The organism is Nocardia sp. NPDC004260, assembly GCF_053603155.1.
Genome location: NZ_JBSGEZ010000038.1, coordinates 16,101 through 37,690, shown reverse-complemented (window position 1 = coordinate 37,690; position 21,590 = coordinate 16,101). Strand labels below are relative to the sequence as shown.

At 67.6% G+C, this 21,590-nt stretch carries 21 protein-coding genes; 11 read left to right on the top strand and 10 right to left on the bottom strand.

What is annotated here, in order from left to right:
- Window positions 1-63: 63 nt before the first annotated feature.
- Window positions 64-309 (bottom strand): hypothetical protein, encoded by a 246-nt coding sequence (locus tag ACWEO7_RS22160; RefSeq protein WP_452425825.1) that lies wholly within the window; start codon window positions 307-309, stop codon window positions 64-66.
- Between ACWEO7_RS22160 and ACWEO7_RS22155 the strand changes: the two genes are divergently transcribed.
- From ACWEO7_RS22155 to cydC, 5 genes are all read left to right on the top strand, one after another.
- On the top strand, window positions 214-1,077 hold the full coding sequence (locus tag ACWEO7_RS22155; protein WP_452425818.1) for an aminodeoxychorismate lyase: 864 nt from the start codon (window positions 214-216) through the stop codon (window positions 1,075-1,077). The two genes, ACWEO7_RS22160 and ACWEO7_RS22155, sit on opposite strands and share 96 nt — an antisense overlap.
- Window positions 1,078-1,255: 178 nt before the next feature.
- The gene (locus ACWEO7_RS22150) at window positions 1,256-2,746 is read left to right on the top strand and encodes a cytochrome ubiquinol oxidase subunit I (RefSeq protein ID WP_452425747.1); all 1,491 of its coding nucleotides are present in this window, start codon (window positions 1,256-1,258) and stop codon (window positions 2,744-2,746) included.
- 9 nt (window positions 2,747-2,755) lie between these two features.
- Window positions 2,756-3,787, top strand: a complete 1,032-nt coding sequence (gene cydB / locus ACWEO7_RS22145; protein WP_452425745.1) for a cytochrome d ubiquinol oxidase subunit II — start codon at window positions 2,756-2,758, stop codon at window positions 3,785-3,787.
- 4 nt (window positions 3,788-3,791) lie between these two features.
- Window positions 3,792-5,879 (top strand): ABC transporter ATP-binding protein/permease, encoded by a 2,088-nt coding sequence (locus tag ACWEO7_RS22140; protein WP_452425744.1) that lies wholly within the window; start codon window positions 3,792-3,794, stop codon window positions 5,877-5,879.
- 80 nt (window positions 5,880-5,959) lie between these two features.
- Window positions 5,960-7,669, top strand: a complete 1,710-nt coding sequence (gene cydC / locus ACWEO7_RS22135; protein ID WP_452425816.1) for a thiol reductant ABC exporter subunit CydC — start codon at window positions 5,960-5,962, stop codon at window positions 7,667-7,669.
- Between the two features lie 481 nt (window positions 7,670-8,150).
- Here cydC and ACWEO7_RS22130 read toward each other — a convergent pair whose 3' ends face one another.
- The 6 genes from ACWEO7_RS22130 to ACWEO7_RS22105 all read right to left on the bottom strand — a co-directional run bounded on the left by ACWEO7_RS22130 (window position 8,151) and on the right by ACWEO7_RS22105 (window position 12,245).
- A complete protein-coding gene (locus ACWEO7_RS22130; protein WP_452425742.1) occupies window positions 8,151-8,858 on the bottom strand; it encodes an FABP family protein in 708 nt (235 codons plus the stop codon).
- A 189-nt stretch (window positions 8,859-9,047) separates the two neighbouring features.
- Window positions 9,048-9,353, bottom strand: a complete 306-nt coding sequence (locus tag ACWEO7_RS22125; protein WP_452425740.1) for a DUF1416 domain-containing protein — start codon at window positions 9,351-9,353, stop codon at window positions 9,048-9,050.
- Between the two features lie 5 nt (window positions 9,354-9,358).
- Window positions 9,359-10,192: a sulfurtransferase gene (locus ACWEO7_RS22120; RefSeq protein ID WP_063023275.1), complete on the bottom strand. Its 834-nt coding sequence runs from the start codon at window positions 10,190-10,192 to the stop codon at window positions 9,359-9,361.
- Between the two features lie 29 nt (window positions 10,193-10,221).
- Window positions 10,222-10,716 carry a DUF4395 domain-containing protein gene (locus tag ACWEO7_RS22115; protein ID WP_452425738.1) on the bottom strand — a complete coding sequence of 165 codons (495 nt, stop codon included), beginning with the start codon at window positions 10,714-10,716 and terminating at the stop codon, window positions 10,222-10,224.
- Between the two features lie 288 nt (window positions 10,717-11,004).
- The gene (locus ACWEO7_RS22110; RefSeq protein ID WP_452425736.1) at window positions 11,005-11,448 is read right to left on the bottom strand and encodes a thioredoxin family protein; all 444 of its coding nucleotides are present in this window, start codon (window positions 11,446-11,448) and stop codon (window positions 11,005-11,007) included.
- On the bottom strand, window positions 11,445-12,245 hold the full coding sequence (locus ACWEO7_RS22105) for an LmeA family phospholipid-binding protein (protein WP_452425734.1): 801 nt from the start codon (window positions 12,243-12,245) through the stop codon (window positions 11,445-11,447). The genes ACWEO7_RS22110 and ACWEO7_RS22105 overlap by 4 nt, the downstream gene beginning before the upstream one ends.
- 294 nt (window positions 12,246-12,539) lie before the next feature.
- Between ACWEO7_RS22105 and ACWEO7_RS22100 the strand changes: the two genes are divergently transcribed.
- From ACWEO7_RS22100 to pstB, 6 genes are all read left to right on the top strand, one after another.
- Window positions 12,540-13,304, top strand: a complete 765-nt coding sequence (locus ACWEO7_RS22100) for a winged helix-turn-helix transcriptional regulator (protein ID WP_452425732.1) — start codon at window positions 12,540-12,542, stop codon at window positions 13,302-13,304.
- Window positions 13,305-13,418: 114 nt separating this feature from the next.
- On the top strand, window positions 13,419-14,339 hold the full coding sequence (gene mshD / locus ACWEO7_RS22095) for a mycothiol synthase (protein WP_452425730.1): 921 nt from the start codon (window positions 13,419-13,421) through the stop codon (window positions 14,337-14,339).
- A gap of 241 nt (window positions 14,340-14,580) precedes the next feature.
- Window positions 14,581-15,693 carry a phosphate ABC transporter substrate-binding protein PstS gene (gene pstS, locus ACWEO7_RS22090; RefSeq protein ID WP_452425728.1) on the top strand — a complete coding sequence of 371 codons (1,113 nt, stop codon included), beginning with the start codon at window positions 14,581-14,583 and terminating at the stop codon, window positions 15,691-15,693.
- Window positions 15,694-15,783: 90 nt separating this feature from the next.
- Window positions 15,784-16,755, top strand: coding sequence for a phosphate ABC transporter permease subunit PstC (pstC, locus tag ACWEO7_RS22085; protein WP_452425726.1), 972 nt, complete (start codon window positions 15,784-15,786; stop codon window positions 16,753-16,755).
- Window positions 16,755-17,657 (top strand): phosphate ABC transporter permease PstA, encoded by a 903-nt coding sequence (pstA, locus tag ACWEO7_RS22080; protein ID WP_452425724.1) that lies wholly within the window; start codon window positions 16,755-16,757, stop codon window positions 17,655-17,657. The genes pstC and pstA overlap by 1 nt, the downstream gene beginning before the upstream one ends.
- Window positions 17,658-17,678: 21 nt before the next feature.
- Complete coding sequence (gene pstB / locus ACWEO7_RS22075) at window positions 17,679-18,455, top strand: phosphate ABC transporter ATP-binding protein PstB (RefSeq protein ID WP_039795034.1); 777 nt, start codon at window positions 17,679-17,681, stop codon at window positions 18,453-18,455.
- Window positions 18,456-18,511: 56 nt separating this feature from the next.
- On the opposite strand, the gene ACWEO7_RS22070 is transcribed toward pstB, so the two are convergent.
- The 3 genes from ACWEO7_RS22070 to phoU form a co-directional block, all read right to left on the bottom strand.
- Window positions 18,512-20,050, bottom strand: a complete 1,539-nt coding sequence (locus tag ACWEO7_RS22070) for a hypothetical protein (RefSeq protein ID WP_452425722.1) — start codon at window positions 20,048-20,050, stop codon at window positions 18,512-18,514.
- 32 nt (window positions 20,051-20,082) lie between these two features.
- Window positions 20,083-20,376 carry a hypothetical protein gene (locus ACWEO7_RS22065; RefSeq protein ID WP_452425720.1) on the bottom strand — a complete coding sequence of 98 codons (294 nt, stop codon included), beginning with the start codon at window positions 20,374-20,376 and terminating at the stop codon, window positions 20,083-20,085.
- A gap of 118 nt (window positions 20,377-20,494) precedes the next feature.
- The gene (phoU, locus tag ACWEO7_RS22060) at window positions 20,495-21,157 is read right to left on the bottom strand and encodes a phosphate signaling complex protein PhoU (RefSeq protein WP_452425719.1); all 663 of its coding nucleotides are present in this window, start codon (window positions 21,155-21,157) and stop codon (window positions 20,495-20,497) included.
- Window positions 21,158-21,590 lie beyond the last annotated feature (433 nt).

Genomic DNA, 21,590 nt, shown 5'->3' with positions numbered 1-21,590 from the left:
GGCGGTGCGCGAACCGGGCCAGGGCGCCGCAGAACGGCATAGCCGATCGGCATTGTCCGAGCATTACAGCGGGGCTCGTGGGGCGGCTGCACAAAAGGTCTGGCAAAAGCGGCCGTGACATAGGCATTGTCCGCTCACACCGCCTACGCTCGTCGCATGGTGGATCGAGTTCTGGTAACTCTCGATGGCGCGGTCCGGGATGCGGATGCGCCGTTGTTGTTTGCGGACGATATTGGCGTATTGCGTGGCGATGGTGTCTTCGAAACGGTGCTCGTGCGCGCGGGCGTCGCGTGTGCGATCGAATTTCATCTAGGCAGATTGCGCCGCTCCGCCCAGGCGCTCGATCTGCCCGAGCCGGAGCTGGGCAAATGGCGCGAGGCGGTGGAGACCGCCGCCAAGGAGTGGGGCAGCGAGCGTGAAGGCGTGATGCGGCTGGTGCTCACCCGCGGGCGCGACTCCGAGCTGGCCGCCACGCCCGACAAGGTCAAGACCGGTGACCTCGCCGCCGCCGTGCCCGTGCCGACCGCTTTCGTGCTCGTGGTGCCGGTGCCCGAGCGCGTCGAGAAGGCCCGCACCGAGGGCGTCGCCGTGGTGAGCCTGTCGCGGGGCATCTCGATCGACCTCGCGCAAGCGGCGCCATGGCAACTGCTCGGTGCCAAGACGCTGTCCTATGCCACCAATATGGCCGCCCTGCGGTTCGCCGCGCGGATGGGCGCGGAGGACGTGATCTTCACCAGCACGGAGAACCGGGTGCTGGAGGGGCCGCGATCCACCGTGGTGATCGCCCGCGACAAGCAGCTGATCACGCCGCCCGCGAAGAACGGCGTGCTGCCCGGCGTCACCCAGCGCACGCTGTTCGCCGAAGCCGAGAAGGCGGGCTGGCAATGCCGCTACGACTCGCTGTTCACAGCCGACCTGCTCACCTGCGACAGCATCTGGATGCTGTCGAGCATTTCGCTTGCGGCGCGGGTGAATTCGCTGGACGGGCTGCGGATGTCCGCGCCGGACAACGCCGAAGAGATCATCGGGCTGGTCGATCGCGGCATCGAGCGGGCGGGAGCAATCGGCGACTGGTGAGTGATGGGCGCCGCTCCGTGATCTCCGTCCTACTCGGGCGGGCACGGGGCGGTGATGAGCACGGAAAACAGGCCGAACAGGCAATATCAGCCCTGTGGCGTGGCTCAGGACTCATTTTTCGAGGTCTGCTCCGGCGTAGGCTTTACTACGACATGTCGTAGAGACGCAGGAGGCCGGCTTGAACGCCTTGGACATCTCCCGATGGCAGTTCGGCATCACCACCGTTTACCACTTCCTGCTGGTGCCGCTGACCATCGGTCTCGCGCCGCTGGTCGCTGCCATGCAGACGGCATGGGTCGTCACCGGCAAGCAGCACTGGCTGCGGCTCACCAAGTTCTTCGGCAAGCTGTTCCTGATCAACTTCGCGCTCGGCGTCGCGACCGGCATCGTGCAGGAGTTCCAGTTCGGCATGAACTGGAGCGAGTACTCCCGCTTCGTCGGTGACGTGTTCGGCGCCCCGCTCGCGCTGGAAGGGCTGATCGCCTTCTTCATGGAGTCGACCTTCCTCGGACTGTGGATCTTCGGCTGGACGCGGCTGCCGAAACTGCTGCACCTCGGCGCGATTTGGATGGTCGCGATCGGCGTGAACGCCTCGGCGTACTTCATCGTCGCGGCCAACTCGTTCATGCAGCATCCGGTCGGCGCCCGCTACAACCCGGAAACCGGTCGCGCGGAGTTGGAGAGCATCGTGAAGGTGCTCACCAACAACACCTTGCTGGCGGCTTTCCCGCACGTGGTGGCCGGCTCCTTCCTCACGGCGGGCACCTTCGTCGTCGGCATCGCCGGCTGGTGGATGGTGCGCAACGCGCGCAGTGGCGACGAGGCGAAATCGGCTGACGCGCGCGAGATGTGGCGGCCCGCCGCGCGTGCGGGCATCGTCGTGGTGATCGCGGCGATGGCCGCTCTGGTCTACACCGGCGACGTGCAGGGCAAGCTGATGTTCGAGCAGCAGCCGATGAAGATGGCCTCGGCGGAATCGCTGTGCCACACCGCCCTCGACCCCGATTTCTCCGTGCTGACCGTCGGCACGCACAACAACTGCGACAGCGTGACGCACGTGCTCGAAGTGCCCTATGTGCTGCCCTGGCTGGCGAAGGGTGAGTTCACCGGTGTGACGCTGGACGGCGTCGTCGACCTGCAGAAGACCTACAACGAGAAGTTCGGTGTCGGTGACTACCGGCCCAATCTGTTCGTCACCTACTGGTCGTTCCGGGCCATGATCGGGCTGTCGGCGGGTTCGGTGCTGCTCGCGCTGGCCGGGCTCTGGCTGACCCGCCGCGGACGAGTGCCGGACCAGCGCTGGTTCGCCTGGCTGAGCCTGCTGGCCATTCCTACCCCGTTTCTGGCCAACAGCGCCGGGTGGGTGTTCACCGAGATGGGGCGGCAGCCCTGGGTGGTCGCGCCCAACCCCACCGGCGACCCGAATCTGCGCCTCACCGTTCAGCAGGGCGTCTCCGATCACGCGCCAGGCGTCGTGCTGTTCTCGCTGGTCACCTTCACGCTGCTGTACGGTGCGCTCGCGTTCGTGTGGTTCTTCCTGATGCGCCGGTACGTGATCCACGGACCGGATCCGGCGGCGCCCGCCGCCGAGCCGCACGACACGGATACGACTTCGGGCGAACGCCGCCTCGAAGAGCCCGCCGTCGAACAACTTTCGTTCGCCTACTAGGAGCCGGCGATGAGTCTGCAAGAGTTCTGGTTCGTCCTGATCGGTGTGCTGTTCACCGGCTACTTCGTGCTGGAGGGCTTCGACTTCGGCGTCGGCATGCTCATGCCGATCCTCGGCAAGGGGTCCGACCGGCGCAGGCGCGCGGTGCTCAACACGATCGGGCCGGTGTGGGACGCCAACGAAGTCTGGTTGATCACCGCGGGCGCCGCGATGTTCGCGGCGTTCCCGGAGTGGTACGCCAGCCTGTTCTCCGGCTTCTACCTGGCGTTGCTGCTGGTGCTCGTCGCGTTGATCCTGCGGATCTGCGCCATCGAGTACCGCGGCAAGATCGACGATCCGCGCTGGCGGGCCCGCTGCGACATCGGCATCGGCATCGGCTCCTGGGTTCCGGCGCTGGCGTGGGGCTGGGTGTTCGCCAATGTGGTGCACGGTGTCCCGCTGAACGAGAAGAAGCAGTTCGCGGGCTCGGTCGCCGACTTGTTCGGGCCCTACGCCCTGCTCGGCGGGCTGGCGACCGGACTGCTGTTCGCGCTGCACGGAGCGATGTTCCTGGTGCTCAAGACCGCGGGCGAGGTCCGCGACGACGCACGACGCACCGCTCGGCTGCTGCTGATCCCGACCGTGGCCGTCGTCGGCGGATTCGGATTGTGGACCCAGCTGGCCTACGGGACCGGCTGGACCTGGATTCCGTTGGGGCTGGCCGTGCTCGGTCTGGTCGTGGCGGCGGCGGCCGATCTCGCGCAGCGCGACGGATGGGCGTTCATCGGCACCACGGTGACCGTCGCGGCGGCGACCGCGCTGCTGTTCGGTTCGCTGTTCCCCGCGGTGCTTCCCTCGACGATCGATGCGGCGTTCGACCTGACGGTTTACAACGCGTCCTCCACGCCGTACACGCTGAAGGTGATGAGCTGGGCCGCGGCGCTGGCCACGCCGGTTGTGCTGGTGTACCAGGGCTGGACGTACTGGGTGTTCCGCAAGCGGATCACCGTCGAGCAGATCCCGCCCCCCGTCGGCCTGCCCCTGCGGGTCGCGCAGGATTGACGCCATGGCCCGCCCGCCGATCGATCCGCGCCTGTGGCGTTATGCCCGCTCGGCGCGCAGCTACCTCGCGCTGAGCGTGGCGCTGTCGCTGGTCGTCACCGGCGCGATCGTGGTCGCGGCGGTGCTGATCGGGCGGGTGCTCGCCGGGGTGGTCACCGATCCGAGTGCGCGCACGCTCGGAGCGTGGACGGTAGAACTCGTCGTGCTCGCGGTCGCGATCGCGGCCCGGGTGCTCGCCACGTGGGCGCAGTCCCGGCTGGCGCACCGAGCGGGCGCGAGCGTGGTGGCGGAGCTGGAAGGCGCGGTGCTCGATGCGGGCGCACGGCTGTCGCCTCGCGAACTCGACGCGCGTCGAACGGAATTGGCCGTGGTCGTCGGCACGGGCCTGTCCGGGTTGCGCGGATATCTCGTAGGCTACCTGCCCGCTCTGCTGCTGGCGGTGCTGGTTCCGCCGATCGTGCTCGCGGTCATCGCGGCCCACGATGCGACTTCCGGTGTGATCGTGGTGATCACCTTGCCGCTCATCCCGATCTTCATGATCCTCATCGGGCTGCTGACCCAGGGGCGGGCGGAAGCCACGCTCGCGGCCACCACCCGGCTGTCGGACCAAATGCTCGATCTGTTCGCGGGCATGCCGACACTGCGTGCGCTCGGCAGGGAGACCGGCGACGCGGAACCCGAGCCCACTGCGCGGGGACAGCGGAACGACACCGGGACGGGCGGTTCGACCGGACCCGCGCGCACCATGCGGCACCGTGTTCGCGATCTCGGCGACGCGCTGCGCCGGCGCACCATGGGCGCGCTCCGCATCGCCTTTCTGTCTTCCATGGTGCTGGAGTTGCTCGCCACGCTGAGCGTGGCACTGATCGCGGTCTCCATCGGGCTGCGACTGGTCTTCGGTGAGATGAGTCTTTACGCGGGCTTGGTGGTGCTGGTGCTCGCCCCGGAGGTGTATCTGCCGCTGCGCATGGTGGGCGAACGTTTCCATGCCGCCCAGGACGGTATGGCGGCCGCGGACCGAGCGTTCGCGATCCTCGAGTCCACGCCCGCCGAGCCGACCGAGCGGCTACCCGGCCACGGCGCGCGGCCCGCGGCGGCGCACGCCGGTGTGGGCGCACTGGACGAGTCGGCCCACGCAGGTACATGCGATTGTCGACGCACCGAGCCGGAGAAGGCCGTGGTGACGGCTCGCCGCGGCAGTCCCCAGGACTCCGGCACGGCGACGGCGCCTGACGGCGAGCCGGTCGAGTCGCTGCTCAGCCGGGGCGTGCGGGGGATGGCGCTCGTCGGTGCGGTGCCGGACGAGTCGACGCGCGCCGGTACATGCGACCGCTGTGCCTTGCCGGAGGAAGCCGTGCAGACGGCTCGCCGCAGCGGCTCCGAGTGCCCCGGCACGGTCGAACTCCGCGACCTGTCGGTCCAGGCGCGGGACCGGTTCGCGCCCGCGGGCCTGTCGGCGATCTTGCGGCCCGGTGCCCTCACGGTGCTCTCCGGTCCCAATGGAAGCGGTAAATCGACCGCGATACAGGCGATTCTGGGCCTGATCACACCCGACCGAGGTGCCGTGACCGTCGACGGGGTGGACGTCCGCGAACTGGACCAGGACCAGTGGTGGGCGCGTGTGGCTTGGCTGCCGCAGCGGCCGGTGCTGGTGCCCGGCACATTGCGCGACAACCTCGAATTACTCGGCGCGCGGACGGTGGACCACGCCGCACGCGGCCCGGCGCGCGTTCTGGATGATCTCGAAGCCGCCTGTCTGGCAACCGGTTTCGACGCCGTGCTCGATGACCTGCCCGAGCGCTGGAACACGGTGGTCGGCCCGGGTGGCGTCGGCCTGTCGCTCGGTCAACGCCAACGCCTCGCGCTGACCAGGGTGCTGGCCACCGATCGCCCGATCCTGCTGCTGGACGAGCCGACCGCGCACCTCGACGCCGCCGCCGAAGCCACCGTACTGGCCGCACTCCAAGCCAGGGCCCGTATGGGCGCGACGGTCGTCGTCGTCGGCCACCGCCCGACCGTGCTGGCCGCCGCCGATCATGTCGTGCAGGTGCGCGCGGACCTGCGCACCTCGCGAGAGGAGGTGCTGGGATGAACACGGGTGGGACCGGCGGACGCGCGACGCGGGCCGTTTCGCGTGCCGCCGGTTCCACGGTGCCCGGTGATCTGCGCCGGATGTGGGCGCTGCTCGAATTGTCCCGTTGGCGGGTCGCGGTGGCGATCGGATGGGGCGTGCTGGCGCTCGGCAGCGGGCTCGGGCTCGCCGCGTTGGCGGCCTGGCTGATCGCCCGCGCATGGCAGATGCCGCCGGTGCTCGATCTGAGTATTGCTGTGGTGGCGGTGCGCGCGCTCGGCATCTCCCGTGGCTTGTGCCGGTACCTGGAACGTCTCGCCACGCACGACGTCGCACTGCGCGCTATGACAACAGCGCGAACCACGGTCTACCGGACGCTGGCGCGCTCGGATTTCTGGCTGCGCCGACCCGAGGTGTCGCCGAGTGGCGGCGATCGGTCGGGCAAGCCGCTTCGCCGTGGAGATCTCCTGGTCCGGATCGGCAGCGACATCGACGACTTGGGCGCCGTAGTGGTCCGCGCGTTCGTGCCGGTCGCGGTCGCCCTCGTGCTCTCACTCGCCGCCGTCGCACTGCTGGCCACGATCTCGCCCGCCGCCGCAGCGATCCTGGCGGGTGCGCTGGCCCTCTCGGGCATCGTCGCACCGTGGTTGTCGGCCAAGTCGGCGTCCGAGGCGGAACGCGCCGTGCGGGCCGACCGGGCGGAGTTCACCGCTCAGGCCCTCACCGTGCTGGACCACGCCGCGGAACTACGCGTAGCCGGTCGCCTGGATGCCGCCCTCACCGCGGCCGGGCAAGCGTCGCGCCGTGCGGTCGCCGCGGAAGATCGGGCCGCCGCGCGCAGCGCCTGGTCGGCCGCTGCCACGCCCCTGTCCATCGGCGCCGCTGTCCTCGGCGCGCTGCTGATCGGCATCACCCTCTACGGCCCGGACGGCGGCTCACCAGGCGCGATGACGCCCATGGCGCTCGTCGTCCTGGTCCTCTTGCCCTTATCGGCCTTCGAAGCGGTCGGCCCGCTGCCCACGGCGGCGCAGACGCTGACCACGGCCCGCGCGGCCCTGCATCGCCTGGATGGACTCGAGCCCGACTCGCCCCCGAGCGCGGCGGTCGGCCCGTCGGCGCGGCAGACCACCCGCCCCCCACATGCCGAAGACGCGGCGAACGTCGCTCGGACTCCTCCCATCGACGCCCATGTGTCGGAACTGCCCTGCGGACGGCGGATCGCGGTGGTGGGCCCCAGCGGCGCGGGCAAGACGACTCTGCTCATGAAGTGGGCCGGGTTGTTCGATACGCCGCGCCCCGGCGTCACCTTCTTCGCCGAAGACGCGCACCTGTTCGGCACGTCCGTACTGGAGAATCTGCGGGTCGCCCGCGGTGATCTGACCGCGGAAGAAGCCGAAGAAGCTTTGCGAACAGTCGGTCTCGGGGACTGGTTGGACGGGCTTCCGCAGGGTGTGCACACCGATCTCGTCGGGGGAGCGGCAGCCGTGTCGGGTGGCCAGCGTCGCCGGATCCTGCTCGCGCGCGCCCTGGTGTCACCGGCGCGGGTATTGCTGCTCGACGAACCGACCGAGCACTTGGAAGCCGAAGCCGGGGCGAAGCTGCTGCGCGACCTGTTGGACGCCGACAGCGGTCTCGTGGAACCGGATCGGATCGTGGTCGTCGTCACGCACCAGCTCCCGGACGACCACCGGGCCGACGCGGTGCTGCGAGTATCCGCATCAGGGCAGGTCACGACGGACTTCGCGGGGCACGGGACGCCATGCGGCAGCGCCGATTCAGCCCACCGAGAAAATCCGTTGCCGAGCTACTGACGCATCGCTAGATTCGTTCGTACACAGGAAGGAGGTGGTTCGAAGAATGATTATTCATAGGACACGTGAGGTGGCTGTCCGCTAGCGCCACCGCTGCAGGTGGATTTCGCCCGCGCGAGCGCTAGCGAATTCCAGGCAGTCACCCGGCCCCCGAGCCCCGGTCCGTCCGACCGGACCCGTGCGACCACAATCGCACCGGTATGGCTCGGGGGCTGTTCTGTGCTGGTCCGCCTCTCCGGGTATTCAGGCCGTACTAGTGGGGTTTGGCCTGGGTTGGTCACAGGGCCTGCGTTGGGGATGTGGGTGGGTTTTGGGCGTTCCCGGTGAGTTACCCATGTGCTCGCGAGATCAGGTGTTGCGTTGGGTTGGAGTCGGTCAGGTGTTGCAGCAGACCACGTACTGCGTTCCGCTGCGGCCAGCCTGCGATGGCGTTGGGCAGCGCCGAGCGCGGCGGGGTTCCGTGCTGGGTGAGGAGAAATTCTCAGCCGATGTAGCGCTGGAGGCGGGCAGAGAGGCGGGGTTGGAGGGGGCCGTCGGCTACCACGCGTTCTTCGACGTAGGCCAGGTCGCCGCCCTCGACGATGCCGTAGAGGCGTTTGGCGCCGCCCACGACGATGCCGGACTGGCTGCGGATCACCACGTCGGTGGCCAGTTCCCAAGACGACTGGGACAGCGCTTGCCCGTAGAACAGCTCCACAATGCCGCCGCTGTGTGCCAGCAGCAGTTCGATGACCTCGTCGTTGCCGTCGATGCCGACCCGCCAGAAGCCGCTCTCGCGCAAGTCGGGGCCGCCGTAGGTGCCGTCGGCCTCGATGACCCAGGACCGGGATTCCCAGGCGAGATAGTCGCCGCCGTCGTGCGAGACGACGATCTGCTGGCCGAAGTGGTAGTCCCCGCGCTCGGGATCGTTGCCCTCACCCTCGCCGCGCCACACGCCCACCAGCGGGAGCAGCGCGAGCATCGAGGCGCTGAGGTCCGGGCCGAGGCGCAAGTTGGCCGTGTCCTCGGGCAGCGGAAGATCCGGTAGGACCGGGATGTTGCGGGCACCGGTCGATTTCGCCCGTTCGGCAGCCTCGGCTACGGCCTGGTCGCCGCTGCGGCGACCGGCAGAATCAGCCGGAGCGTTGCCGTTCAGTTGTTCACTCGCTCGCTCGGCCGGATCGGAACCTTCGCTCGCGAGTTCGCTCATGATTCGGTGAACAGCCGGTAGAAGACGTAGAGGCCGAACCAGCCGATCAGGACGGCCACGGCCACCAGCAGAATCTCGAAGAAGAGGACCACGTTTCGAGTCTAACGACCCCGCTTTCGCGGCACGCAAACGGCCCCGGTGCTTCCGCGGAGCGGAAAGCAACCGGGGCCGTTCGACGACTGCGAGGCGTTACTTGGCGACCGCGACGTCCACCGCGTGGATGCCCGCGCCTTCGGGGTGCACCTCGGCGGAGCCGTTGCCCGCCGAGGACAGCGCGCGGACGGTCCACGAGCCGGGAGCCGCGAAGAACCGGAAGTCACCGGTGCCCGACGCGACGACCTCGGCGGTGAAATCACCGTTGCCGTCGAGCAGGCGCACGAACGCCCCGCCCACCGGCTGGCCGTCGGTGCTCAGGACACGGCCGGTGATGACCGTCTCCTTCTCCACGTCGACACCGGCCGGGATGGCCTGGCCCTGGGTAGGTGCTGCACACATATGGATTACTCTCCCAACTCGATCGGAGCGCCGACGAGCGAGCCGTACTCGGTCCAGCTGCCGTCGTAGTTCTTGACGTTCTGGTGGCCCAGCAGTTCCTGCAGCACGAACCAGGTGTGCGAGGAACGCTCGCCGATCCGGCAGTACGCGATGGTCTCCTTCTCGCCGTCCAGGCCGGCTTCTTTGTAGATCTCGGTCAGCTCGGCGTCGGACTTGAAGGTGCCGTCCTCGTTCGCGGCCTTGCTCCACGGCACGTTGATGGCGCCGGGGATGTGGCCGGGACGCTGGCTCTGCTCCTGCGGCAGGTGGGCGGGCGCCAGGATCTTGCCGGTGAACTCGTCGGGCGAACGCACGTCGACCAGGTTCTTGGTACCGATGGCCGCGATGACCTCGTCCCGGAAGGCGCGGATGTTCAGGTCGGGCGCCGACGCCTTGTACTGGGTGGCGGGCCGGTTCACCGGCTCGGTCGACAGCGGACGGCCGTCGAGCTCCCACTTCTTGCGACCGCCGTCGAGCAGCTTGACGTTGTTGTGGCCGTACAGCTTGAAGTACCAGTAGGCGTACGCGGCGAACCAGTTGTTGTTGCCGCCGTACAGGATGACCTCGTCGTCGTTCGAGATGCCGCGCGCCGAGAGCAGGTCGGAGAACTGCTCCTGGTTCACGAAGTCGCGACGAACCTGATCCTGCAGGTCCTTCTTCCAGTCGAGCCGGACGGCACCCTCGATGTGACCACCGTCGTAGGCGGAGGTGTCCTCGTCGACCTCGACGAACACGACGCCGGGGGCGTTGAGGTTCTCTTCGGCCCAGTCAACGGAGACCAGGACATCGGAGCGAGCCATTGTTTTCCTTTCAGAGATGACGTGCAGGGTCAGTTCGATGCCGGTGACGGGGTCCGGCGGAGGCGGGCTACCAGCGGATAGATCCGGCAACCCAGGCAGAGCCCGAACGCCGCGTTCAGGAACGCCGCGAACAAGGCGAAGCCGGCGAACACCGCGCCGACGATCGTGGAGCCGAGCGCGAAGCCCAGCAGGCTGACGGCCGCGAACACGAAACCGAGCAACTGCGCGAACCGCAGCGGGGCCGTCGGCTCGGTCTCGGTAGTCGGCGCGAGACGCGGCGCGACAAAGGCCGCGTAGACCCGGCCGTAGGGGTGGCGGCGCGGGCCGAGGGCGGCGCCGACCGCGAAGACGACTGCTTGCAGGGCGATCAACACCCCCGCGGCGACCGGCGAGAACGCGGCGGCGAGCAGCACCACGACGAGGACACCGGTGGTCACCCATGCGGCGAATCGGGGTCCGCGCACGTCGACTCGGTCGGATGAAACGGGGATCGCTTCGGAAGTGTTACGGATCTGGGTGGACATTGTGCGTACTCCTGCGCTGAATAAGTCCGATGACTGAAAATTTGCCAATTCGCCGGGGGATCGTGAGATCGCTCGCGCGGCGGACAGGGGTCGGCGTCAGGAAATCCGGAGAAGCCGACCGCTCAGCGGCACAGGCAGCAACAACCACCGAGCCGGCACAGATCCACTGTGCGGCGTCGGGTGAGCATCAGCTCGTGGTTGGTAAGCACGTCAGCAGTTTACCCAATTCGGCGGGAGAATATGGACCCGGGGTGGATCACTTCCGTCCAGGGGGCTTGTCGTCGCAGCTCAGGCCGCCGCGGTCAGCGGCTCGAGCGCGGAGTGCAGATCCGTGGCCTTGGGCACGCCGGAGATGCGGAACCGTTCCCTGCCCTCGATGTCGAAGACGAACGTGGTGGGCAGCGAGAGCACGTTCAGCTCCTGGGCGAGCGCGGGCTCGGCGTCGATGTCCACCTCGATGTCCTGCGGCGGCTGCGGTGAGCCCGCGAGCTGGCCTGTGACGTTGGCAACCACCCGGCGAACAGCGGAGCACGGTCCGCACCACTCGGCGGAGAAATGCAGTACCGCGGGACCGGCGCCGGTCACGCCGACGGACGCCAGCAGTTCCGCGCGGCCGGTATGGGACAGGTCGATGCCGTCGGCCGCGCGGATCTTGCCGTCGCGCCGACGCAGCAGGACGCCCACCGCCAGCGCGGCGAGCAGTACTACTGCGAGGATGGTGACTTGGATCATGGTCGCTGCAATCGGTCGAGGTCGATCGTGACGTTCACGCCCTTGCCCTCCACGACGATCTGACCGCCCTGAGCGGAGACCTTGGTAGGCCGGACACCGAACGGCAATTCCTTGGTGTCGATGGTACGGGTGAAGCGGGCGAGGACCGCCGGGCGATCGGCCTCGGTGATCACCGCCACAGGCATGGTCTCGGTGCCGGGCGGGCCGCGGTAGAACCCGGTCGCCACGATCTTCACCTGATCGCCGTCGAGCAGCAGATCGGCCTGCACGCTGACCTTTTCACCGCCGTACTGCGCGCCCGGCGTCTCCGGCATGGTTCCGGTGAGCACCAGTGCGCCCGTGGTGGTCATGCCGGAACCGCCCGATCCGCCGGTCCCGTCGGACTTGTCGGCAGGCCGCGAGTGCACCTGCAGATCGGGAATGCCGAACAGCCTGCCGAGTTCGGTCGGCTCCACCCGCAACCGGCTGTCCACGCGCTCCACCGGGACGCCGCGCAGGCTGCCGTCGACGAGTTCGCCGACCGGCAGCCGCACCCCGGTCAGCGTCGCCTCGAGCGCGATCTCCCCTGGAATGTCCAGTCGCTTCGCGCGGGCCCGGATCTCTACGTGGTCGTAGCGGCTGTCCCAGGCCTGGCCGAGGAAGGGGAAACCGTGGATCGTCACTTCGGGATCGGCGGTGAGATCGGCGCCGTCGCGCAGCGCTCGGGACACGCGATACTCCGAATAGGCCGCGGTGCTGAAGTCGACGACGACGGCGAACCCAGCCAGACACAGCAGGCCGATGATCAGCTTGCGCATGCTCCCCCGTCTCTCCGGGTCTCGGGCCGCGGCGGCCGGGAGCCGCGCGGCGCGCGTTCGGCTACCGCCTCGGGGGCCTCGCCGGTGGCGGGCATGCCCGATACGTAACCCATGTACGCACCATATCGGTTGGCCCGGGCGGGGCTCCCGGGTGTCCTCCGGTGCGCTCGCCGACCCCGGAATGCGTGGTCATGCCTTGTTACGCGCTAATCTTGCATCCGATTACCTGTGATTAGCGACGTGGCCGCGGCGGCGCTGCCGCATCCACGTGGCTACGAGATGGGAGGAGGGCCCGTGGAGCTGCTCCTGCTTACCTCCGACCCCAACCCCGAGTCGGTGTTGCCCTCGCTCGCGTTGCTCGCGCACAACGTGCGCCCTGCGCCCACGGAGGTGGCCTCGCTGCTAGAGGCAGGCACGGCGGATGTCGCGTTGGTGGATGCCAGGACGGACCTGGCCGCCGCCCGCGGCCTGTGCCGCTTGCTCGGCAGCACCGGGTCCTCGGTGCCGGTCGTCGCGGTGCTCACCGAGGGTGGCCTGGTCGCCGTGAACGCGGACTGGGGACTCGACGACATCCTGCTGCCCGGCACCGGCCCCGCCGAGCTCGACGCCAGGCTGCGGCTGCTGGTCGGCCGCAACGGCGGCGTGGCCAGCCCGGAGAACACCGGCAAGATCACCCTCGGTGAGCTGGTGATCGACGAGGGCACTTATACGGCGCGTCTGCGTGGCCGCCCGCTCGACCTCACCTATAAGGAGTTCGAGCTGCTGAAGTATCTCGCGCAGCACGCGGGCCGGGTGTTCACCCGCGCGCAGCTGCTGCAAGAGGTCTGGGGCTACGACTTCTTCGGCGGAACCCGCACCGTGGACGTGCACGTGCGACGGTTGCGCGCCAAGCTCGGCACCGAATACGAGTCGCTGATCGGCACGGTGCGCAACGTCGGTTACAAGGCCGTGCGCCCCTCGCGCGCGGCGGTCAAGGGGGAGCAGGTGAGCTTTCCGGACGACGACAACGAGGGCACCGACGATTCTCCGCTCACGCCGGTCAACGGCTCCGTGCAGTAATCGTCGGCGGACCCTGCCCGCATCACTTCGGCGGCGCCGAAATGCCACCTGCCGCTATGACGTTGCCAGGAGTGGACTCCATGCGGGGTCCGCAGGCTCGATGAACGGAGGCCGATGAGCGGCGCGACGACACCGTGGACCGACCGCCCCGACGCGGGCGACGCGCGAGCGGTCACCGATCTGCTCGCGCGCGCCACCGAGGCCGACGGTGTCGCCCCGGTCTCGGAACAGGCCGTGCTGTCGCTGACTTCGGGCGCGGATACCGGAGCGCGCCATCTGCTCGCGCGGCGCGAAGGCGCCGTCGTCGGCTACGCGAATCTCGTTCCGGCCCACGGCGAACACCCTGCTATGGCCGAGGTCGCGGTCGACCCGGCTCGGCGCGGTCACGGCGTCGGTACCGATCTGGTCACGGCAGCGCTGGCCGCGGGCGGTCCGGGCGCGCGGGTCTGGGCGCACGGCGACCGCCCGGCGGCCAAAGCCGTCGCAGCGCGGCTCGGGCTGCGGGCCGCGCGGGAGTTGTGGCAGATGCGACGGTCTTTGGCAACTACTGAGCTACCGGAATTGGCCGTGCCGGACGGCATCGTGCTGCGCACCTACGCCGGTCCCGCCGACGACGCGGAATTGCTGCGGGTGAACGGCGCCGCCTTCGCCTGGCACCCGGAACAGGGCGCGTGGACCCGGCACGACATCGAGATCCGCCGTGACGAGTCGTGGTTCGACCCGGCGGGCCTGTTCCTGGCATTCGACACCGCGGCCCCTGATCGTCTGCTGGGATTCCACTGGACCAAGGTGCATCACGCGGAGCATCCGCCGCTCGGCGAGGTCTACGTGGTCGGCATCGATCCGGCGGCGCAAGGGCGCGGACTCGGTCGGCTGCTCACCTTGACCGGTTTGCATCACCTGCGGGACCGCGGATCGGCCGAAGTTCTGCTCTACACCGAGGCCGACAATGTCGCCGCGGTGCGCACTTATACCCGTCTCGGATTCGCTCCGGCACATGTCGACGTCGCCTACGCGGCGGCGGAGGTTGACTAACAGGCAGCAGAATGGATGCGCGCCAGTAAAACTGCGGCAAACGTCACATCTACCAGGTGCAATCGCGCCGGGCTGTTCATTCTCCGTTCACTCAGGTCGGTCCAACTGTCAACCACGTGACCTTAGGTTGAGTGAGGGCGGCACACTGCTGCCTGGTGCGCAAGTTCCCCGCGAACAGCACCACAACACCCGTCCGGGCCGGTGAGGGACCGGACGAGTAGAACGCCATTCCGGAGGAATAGTGAAACTCGAGCGCAGCAGCGCCCTCGTTGGTGTGCTGGCCGTCGGCGCCATGGCGCTGGCCGCCTGTGGCAGCGACGACAACACCTCGGCAGATTCGGGCAACGTGGCCAAGGTCGACGTCGCCTGCGGCGGTAAGAAGGCCCTCAAGGCCAGCGGCTCTTCGGCGCAGAAGAACGCGATGGAGCGCTTCATCGCCGCGTACGAGAAGAATTGCGACGGCGCCACGCTCAACTACACCTCGAGCGGCTCGGGCGCCGGTGTGAGCGAGTTCCTCGGTGGCCAGACCGATTTCGGTGGCTCCGACTCCCCGTTGAGCGCGAAGAAGGACGAGCCGAAGAAGGCCGCCGACCGCTGCGCCTCGCCCGCGTGGAACCTGCCGACCGTGTTCGGCCCGGTCGCGATCACCTACAACATCGACGGCGTGACCGATCTCGCGCTGGACGGCCCGACCGCCGCCAAGATCTTCAACGGGACCGTCACCACCTGGGACGCGCCCGAGATCAAGGCGCTGAACCCGAACGCCAAGCTGCCGTCCGAGCCGATCGCCGTGATCTTCCGCAGCGACGAGTCGGGCACCACCGACAACTTCCAGCTCTACCTGGACTCCGCCTCCGACGGCGCATGGGGCAAGGGCGCGGGCAAGGCCTTCAACGGCGGCGTCGGCGCGGGCTCGAAGGGCAACGAGGGCACCTCGGCCGCGGTGAAGAGCACCAAGAACTCGATCACCTACAACGAGTGGTCGTTCGCGAAGGCGCAGAACCTGTCGATCGCGCGGATCATCACCTCGGCGAGCAAGGACCCGGTGACGCTGAGCGTCGCCTCGGCGGGCAAGGCGATCGAGTCCGCGAGGGTCTCCGGCCAGGGCAACGACCTGGTCATCGACACCTCCTCGTTCTACAAGCCGTCGGTGGCGGGCGCGTACCCGATCGTGATGCCGACCTACGAGATCGTGTGCTCGAAGTACTCCGACGCCGACACGTCGAAGGCGGTCAAGGCCTTCCTCACCTCGGCGGTCACCAACGGCCAGCAGGGCTTGGACGAGGCCGGGTACATCCCGATCCCGGAGCAGTTCAAGACCAAGCTGACCACCGCCATCAACGCCATCTCCTGATAGCAGTCCCACATGACCGTGCACGACGAGGTTGCAGCCGCTGGTCCGTCTGATTCGACCGACCAGCGAGCAGGCGGAGATACTGCGCTCATGCCGAGCAAGCCGAGCACCGAACCGACCGCGAAGAGCAGTCGCCAGCACAGCCCGCGGGGGGAGATCATCTTCCGCTCGCTGGCGACGACGGCCGGTGCGATCATCGTCGCGTCCATCGCGTTGATCGCGCTGTTCCTGCTCATCCGGGCGGTGCCGTCGGTGCTGGCGAACGAGGCGAACTTCTTCACAAGCACCGAGTTCAACACCTCGGACGCCAACCACCTACGGTTCGGCATCCGGGATCTGTTCATGGTGACGGTGCTCAGTTCGGTCTTCGCCTTGGTGCTCGCCGTTCCGATCGGCATCGGCATCGCGCTGTTTCTGACGCACTACGCGCCGAAGACGCTGGCACGGCCGTTCTCGGTGGTCGTCGATCTGCTCGCGGCGGTGCCCTCGATCGTGTTCGGTCTGTGGGGAATCCTGGTTCTCGCTCCGCAACTGGAGCCGATCCAGAACTTCTTGAACGACAACCTGGGATGGCTGTTCCTCTTCGATGACGGCAACATCCCGCTGGCCAGCGGCGGCACGATCTTCACCGCGGGCGTCGTGCTCGCGGTGATGATCCTGCCGATCATCACGTCGGTCAGCCGTGAGGTGTTCAACCTCACCCCCCGTGCGCACATCGAGGCGGCGCAGGCGCTCGGCGCGACGAAGTGGGAAGTCGTGCGGATGACGGTGCTGCCCTACGGGCGCAGCGGCATGATCGCCGGTGCCATGCTCGGCCTCGGCCGCGCGCTCGGTGAGACGATCGCCGTGCTGATCGTGCTGAAGACGGCCGCGCAGCCGGGACACTGGTCGGTGTTCGACGGCGGCTACACCTTCGCCTCCAAAATCGCCTCGGCCGCCGCGGAGTTCAGTGCCCCGCTGCCGACCGGCGCGTACATCGCGGCCGGCTTCGTGCTGTTCGCGCTGACCTTCGTCGTGAACGCGCTCGCTCGACTGGCCGCGGGCGGAAGGGTGAACGGGTGATGACCTCCTCGACTCTGGACCGGCCGATCAAGCCGCCCACCTTTCGCGATGTGAGCCTGGCGCGCAAGGTGCGCAACAACCTCGCGACCGGCTTGGTGTGGCTGGCGTTCGCGGTCGCGCTGGTACCGCTGGCCTGGGTCCTGATCATGGTGATCAGCAAGGGCTTCGCCGCGGTGGTCCGGGCGGACTGGTGGCAGAACTCGCTGAAGGGCGTGCTGCCCAATCAGGTCGCGGGCGGCGTCTATCACGCCATCTACGGCACGATCGTGCAGTCGCTGGTCGCGACGGTGATCGCCGTGCCGCTCGGCATCATGGCCGCGGTGTATCTGGTCGAGTACGGCCGCGGCTTGCTGGCCAAGGTCACCACCTTCATGGTCGACATCCTGGCCGGTGTGCCGTCGATCGTCGCGGCGCTGTTCATCTTCGCGCTGTGGATCGCGACGCTCGGATTCCCGCAGAGTTCGCTGGCGGTGTCGCTGGCGTTGGTGCTGCTGATGTTGCCCGTGGTCGTCCGCAGTACCGAGGAAATGCTGAAACTGGTGCCGGACGAACTGCGTGAAGCGTCCTACGCGCTGGGCATCCCGAAGTGGAAGACCATCGTGCGGATCGTGGTGCCCACCGCGCTGCCCGGCATGATCAGCGGCATCCTGCTGGCCATCGCCAGGGTGATGGGCGAGACCGCTCCCGTGCTGGTGCTGGTCGGCTACAGCAAGTCGATCAACATGAACATCTTCGACGGCAACATGGCGTCGTTGCCGCTGTTGATCTACCAGGAGCTGGCCAACCCCGAAGCTGCCGGACGCGAGCGGGTCTGGGGCGCGGCCCTGACCCTGATCGTCATCATCGCCCTCCTGTACCTGGCGGCTGCGGTCCTCAACCGCCTGCTCACCCGGAACCGATAGAAGCGGAACGGATTACCGAAAATGGCCAAGCGGATCGACGTCAAAGATCTGAACATCTACTACGGCAAGTTCCACGCCGTGTCGGATGTCTCGCTGACCGTGCTGCCGCGCAGCGTGACCGCCTTCATCGGTCCCTCCGGCTGTGGCAAGTCCACCGTGCTGCGTTCGCTCAACCGCATGCACGAGGTAACCCCGAATGCCAGGGTCGAGGGCGCGGTGCTGCTGGACGGCGAGGACATCTACGGCACGCAGGTCGACCCGGTGGGTGTGCGCCGCACGATCGGCATGGTCTTCCAGCGGCCCAACCCGTTCCCCACGATGTCCATCAAGGACAACGTGGTCGCGGGTCTGAAGCTGCAAGGCGTGCGCAACAAGAAGGAACTCGACGAGGTCGCCGAGCGCTCGCTGCGCGGCGCCAACCTGTGGAACGAGGTGAAGGACCGCCTGGACAAGCCGGGCGGCGGCCTCTCCGGCGGTCAGCAGCAGCGTCTGTGCATCGCGCGCGCCATCGCGGTTTCTCCCGACGTGCTGCTGATGGACGAGCCCTGTTCGGCGCTCGACCCGATCTCGACCCTGGCGATCGAGGATCTGATCACCGAGTTGAAGAAGGAATTCACCATCGTCATCGTCACCCACAACATGCAGCAGGCCGCGCGCGTGAGTGACCAGACCGGTTTCTTCAACCTGGAGGCCCAGGGCAAGCCGGGCAAGCTGATCGAGATCGACGACACCGAGAAGATCTTCTCCAACCCGTCGCAGAAGGCCACAGAGGACTACATCTCCGGTCGCTTCGGCTGATCCCGAGGCGGGTTCCGCATCCGCGGACGTGCCGCCTACGGATGTTCGGGCTTCGGCTATTCGTTGAGGGGCGGGGTCTCGAACAGTGGCGTCGGGGTGGGTTGCACTCGGCGCGTGTGCTCCGAATCCGATTCACGATTCGCCGCTGACATTCCTCCGAACAGCCCAGTGCTCGCGGGTGCGGTGGACGGGGAACCGGACGTGGACGCCGGAGCAGCGCTGAGACTGCCGGAGTCGGCATTGGTGTAGCTCGCCTGCCGGACGGACGCCGGTTGGTCCTGCTTGGTTTCCGCGGGCTGCGACGAATTCGGTTTATCCGTCTTGCTGTTCTCGGTGCCTGCCGGATGGTCGGTCTTCGAATCGGTGGACTTCGCGTTCGGATCGTCCGTTTTCGCGTTCGGATCGGTGGCTGCGGGTTGTCCGGTCGTGGAATCGGTGGCCGCCGGGTCCTGCTTCGGTGTTCCGGTTCCGGCGGGTTCAGCCGAGGACGGTGAGTCCGTGTGCGTGCCGTCGGTTTGGTGGTTTCCGGCGATAGTGTCGATGGCGTTCGCGAACTTCTCGGCACTGGTACCGGCGGCCTCGATCAGCCCCTTTCCGGCCTCCCCGCCCGCTTTGATGATGTCGTCGAGATCGTCGTCGAGTTTGCCGATGGACTCGATCAGCGTGGGCACATTGCCGGTGATCTGGCTGACCGAGGTGATCAAACTCGTCACGTCCGACGGTTTCCACGAATTGGGATCGCTGGCCGCACCGGTGGACGCGGGCGTCTGGGTGGGTTGGTCCGTTTTGGACTCGTCCTTGCCCTTACCGCTCGAATCGGTCTTGTCGTCCTGTTTCCCCGACTGGTCGGCGTTATCTTGCTTTCCGGACTGATCCTGTTTCGCGGACCGATCGGCGCCGTCCTGCTTCCCGGACTGGTCGGATTTGTCTTCGTCGGCGGACTGCGCGGCCGCGATCGGGCTGGCCTGCGGCGTACCCGCAGGCGCGGTGGAAGCGGGCTCGTCCTTCTTCTGCTCTGATTGATCCGTGTCGGACGGGTTGCTGAACAACGCGAGAGCCGGGTCCGTCCCGTCGACGGACTTGTCGCTGTCGAGCGGGTCGCCGTCGCCGAGTTGAGCGGCTCGGGTGCTGACGTCACCGCTCGCCTGCTCGATCTTCGCCGCGACGTCCGTCTGGGTGCCGAGCAGTTCGTTCATGGCGGTGGTGATGGCGGTCTGGTAGGTGAACTGCGCATCGCCGTCCTCGTCCGAGACGCCCGGCCCGGCAGTGACCTGCCAGTCCTCGGAGACGGTGAATCCGGCCGCGATGGCCTCATCGACCTTGTCCAGCAACGTTTGGCGGAATCCGGCGAGGCTGGTACCACTGTCGATCAATGTCTGGGCGAGCGTCTCGGTATCCAACGCCACCTTGTTCGCCGTGTCGCGGTCGCCTGCGATGCGGTCGTACGCGGCGTAATAGGCGTCACCGCTCCAATGCGCGCCCGCTGCCCGGATCTGCGTCACCGTTTCATCGATCAGGGAAACGAATTCGCCGTTGCGTGTGCGTATTTCGGTACCGGCTTCGCTCAGTTTCCACGGCTGCCATTCCGACCGCACCTGGCTTAGGGTGGGCGTCGTGCTCGTAGTCCTCACAGCTGCGCGCCCATCGCGTCGAGGCCCGCGCGAAACTCCTGGTCGGACACCTCGTAATTCGCGGCGCCGCCTTTCGCGATATTCGAAACTCGTTTACAGCGCATGGCCATTCGCTGCCATGCGTCTTCGACATTCGAACCCGCCGTGGAACACACTTCGCTCAGTGCCGAACCGGGCAGCACGCCACCGAGCGCATCGGTGGTGGCACGCACGGTCAATGCGCCGATCTCGCCGCCGATTTCGTCCATCGACGCGGCCAGCGCGCGCAGCTCCGCTGGATCGACGTTCATAACGCCCCCCTTCATGCCGGTTCCCCTCCGGCGTAGCGCTATACCGAGCAATCTCGCCCCGTGCGGCTCAATCTATCATTCGCCGCCTGCGAAACGTCAAGCGCAGCAAGCTTTTCGTTTACGACTCCGCGTCGGGGTCCGGCGGGAGCACTCCGGTGACCAAGAAGATGACACGGCGGCCGATTTCCACCGCGTGGTCGGCGAAGCGCTCGTAGTAGCGACCGAGCAGCGTGACATCGACGGCAGTCGCGACGCCGTACTTCCAATCCCGGTCCATGAGCAATGTGAAGAGGTGACGGTGCAGATCGTCCATCGCCTCGTCGTCTTCGTTGAGCTGCGCGGCGCGCTCCGGGTCACGGGTCTCCAGCACCTCACGCGCACCGGCTCCCATGTTCACCGCGATACGGCCCATCTCGGCGAAGTAGCCGTTGACGGACTCCGGTAGCGCGTGGTTCGGATGACGCCTGCGCGCGACCTTCGCCACGTGCAGCGCCAGCGCGCCCATCCGGTTCACATCGGCGACGATCTGGATCGTGCTCACCACTTGCCGCAAATCGCCGGCGACCGGAGCTTGCAGCGCGAGCAGGGCGAAGGCCTTCTCCTCGGCGTCCTGGATCAGCTCGGCGATCCGGTCGGACTCACTGATCACCTGCTCCGCCAGGGCGAGGTCCGCCTGGAGCAGCGCCTGGGTCGCCCGCTCCATGGCCGAGCCGGCCAACCCAGCCATCTCACCCAGCAGGTGGGCGAGCTCGGCCATTTGCTCGTTGTAGATGACACGCATGGAAACTGACACTAGTTCGCCGCGCTGACCAAGTCACGAACAGGGAGTGAATGACCGGTGTGCATCATTAGCGCGGGAGTTGCCGTTGATCATTCAACGACCGCGCTCCGCACCCTCGCGGCCTCGAAACGATGACATCAAGGCGATTTGTGATCTGCGTCGCATTCGTCCTGCTGTGCGTGCCGGATGCGACTTGCAGACGTTGGCGGCCTTGGTGCGTTCTGGATCCGGTGACAGGGTGACCCCTGTCACCGCGAGAACTAGCTGTAAATGTGAAAACCCCAGGCGTCGCCGCCGCCGAACGCGCTGCCGTGGGGACTAACTCGCACCCGCTTACGTGGCTTCCCTGTCTACAAACCACTGCCGGGAGTGCTCACATTCCTGTGGCGTGTCGTACTGCCACCACCCGTCTGCTTGGGCAGGACCCGCGAAC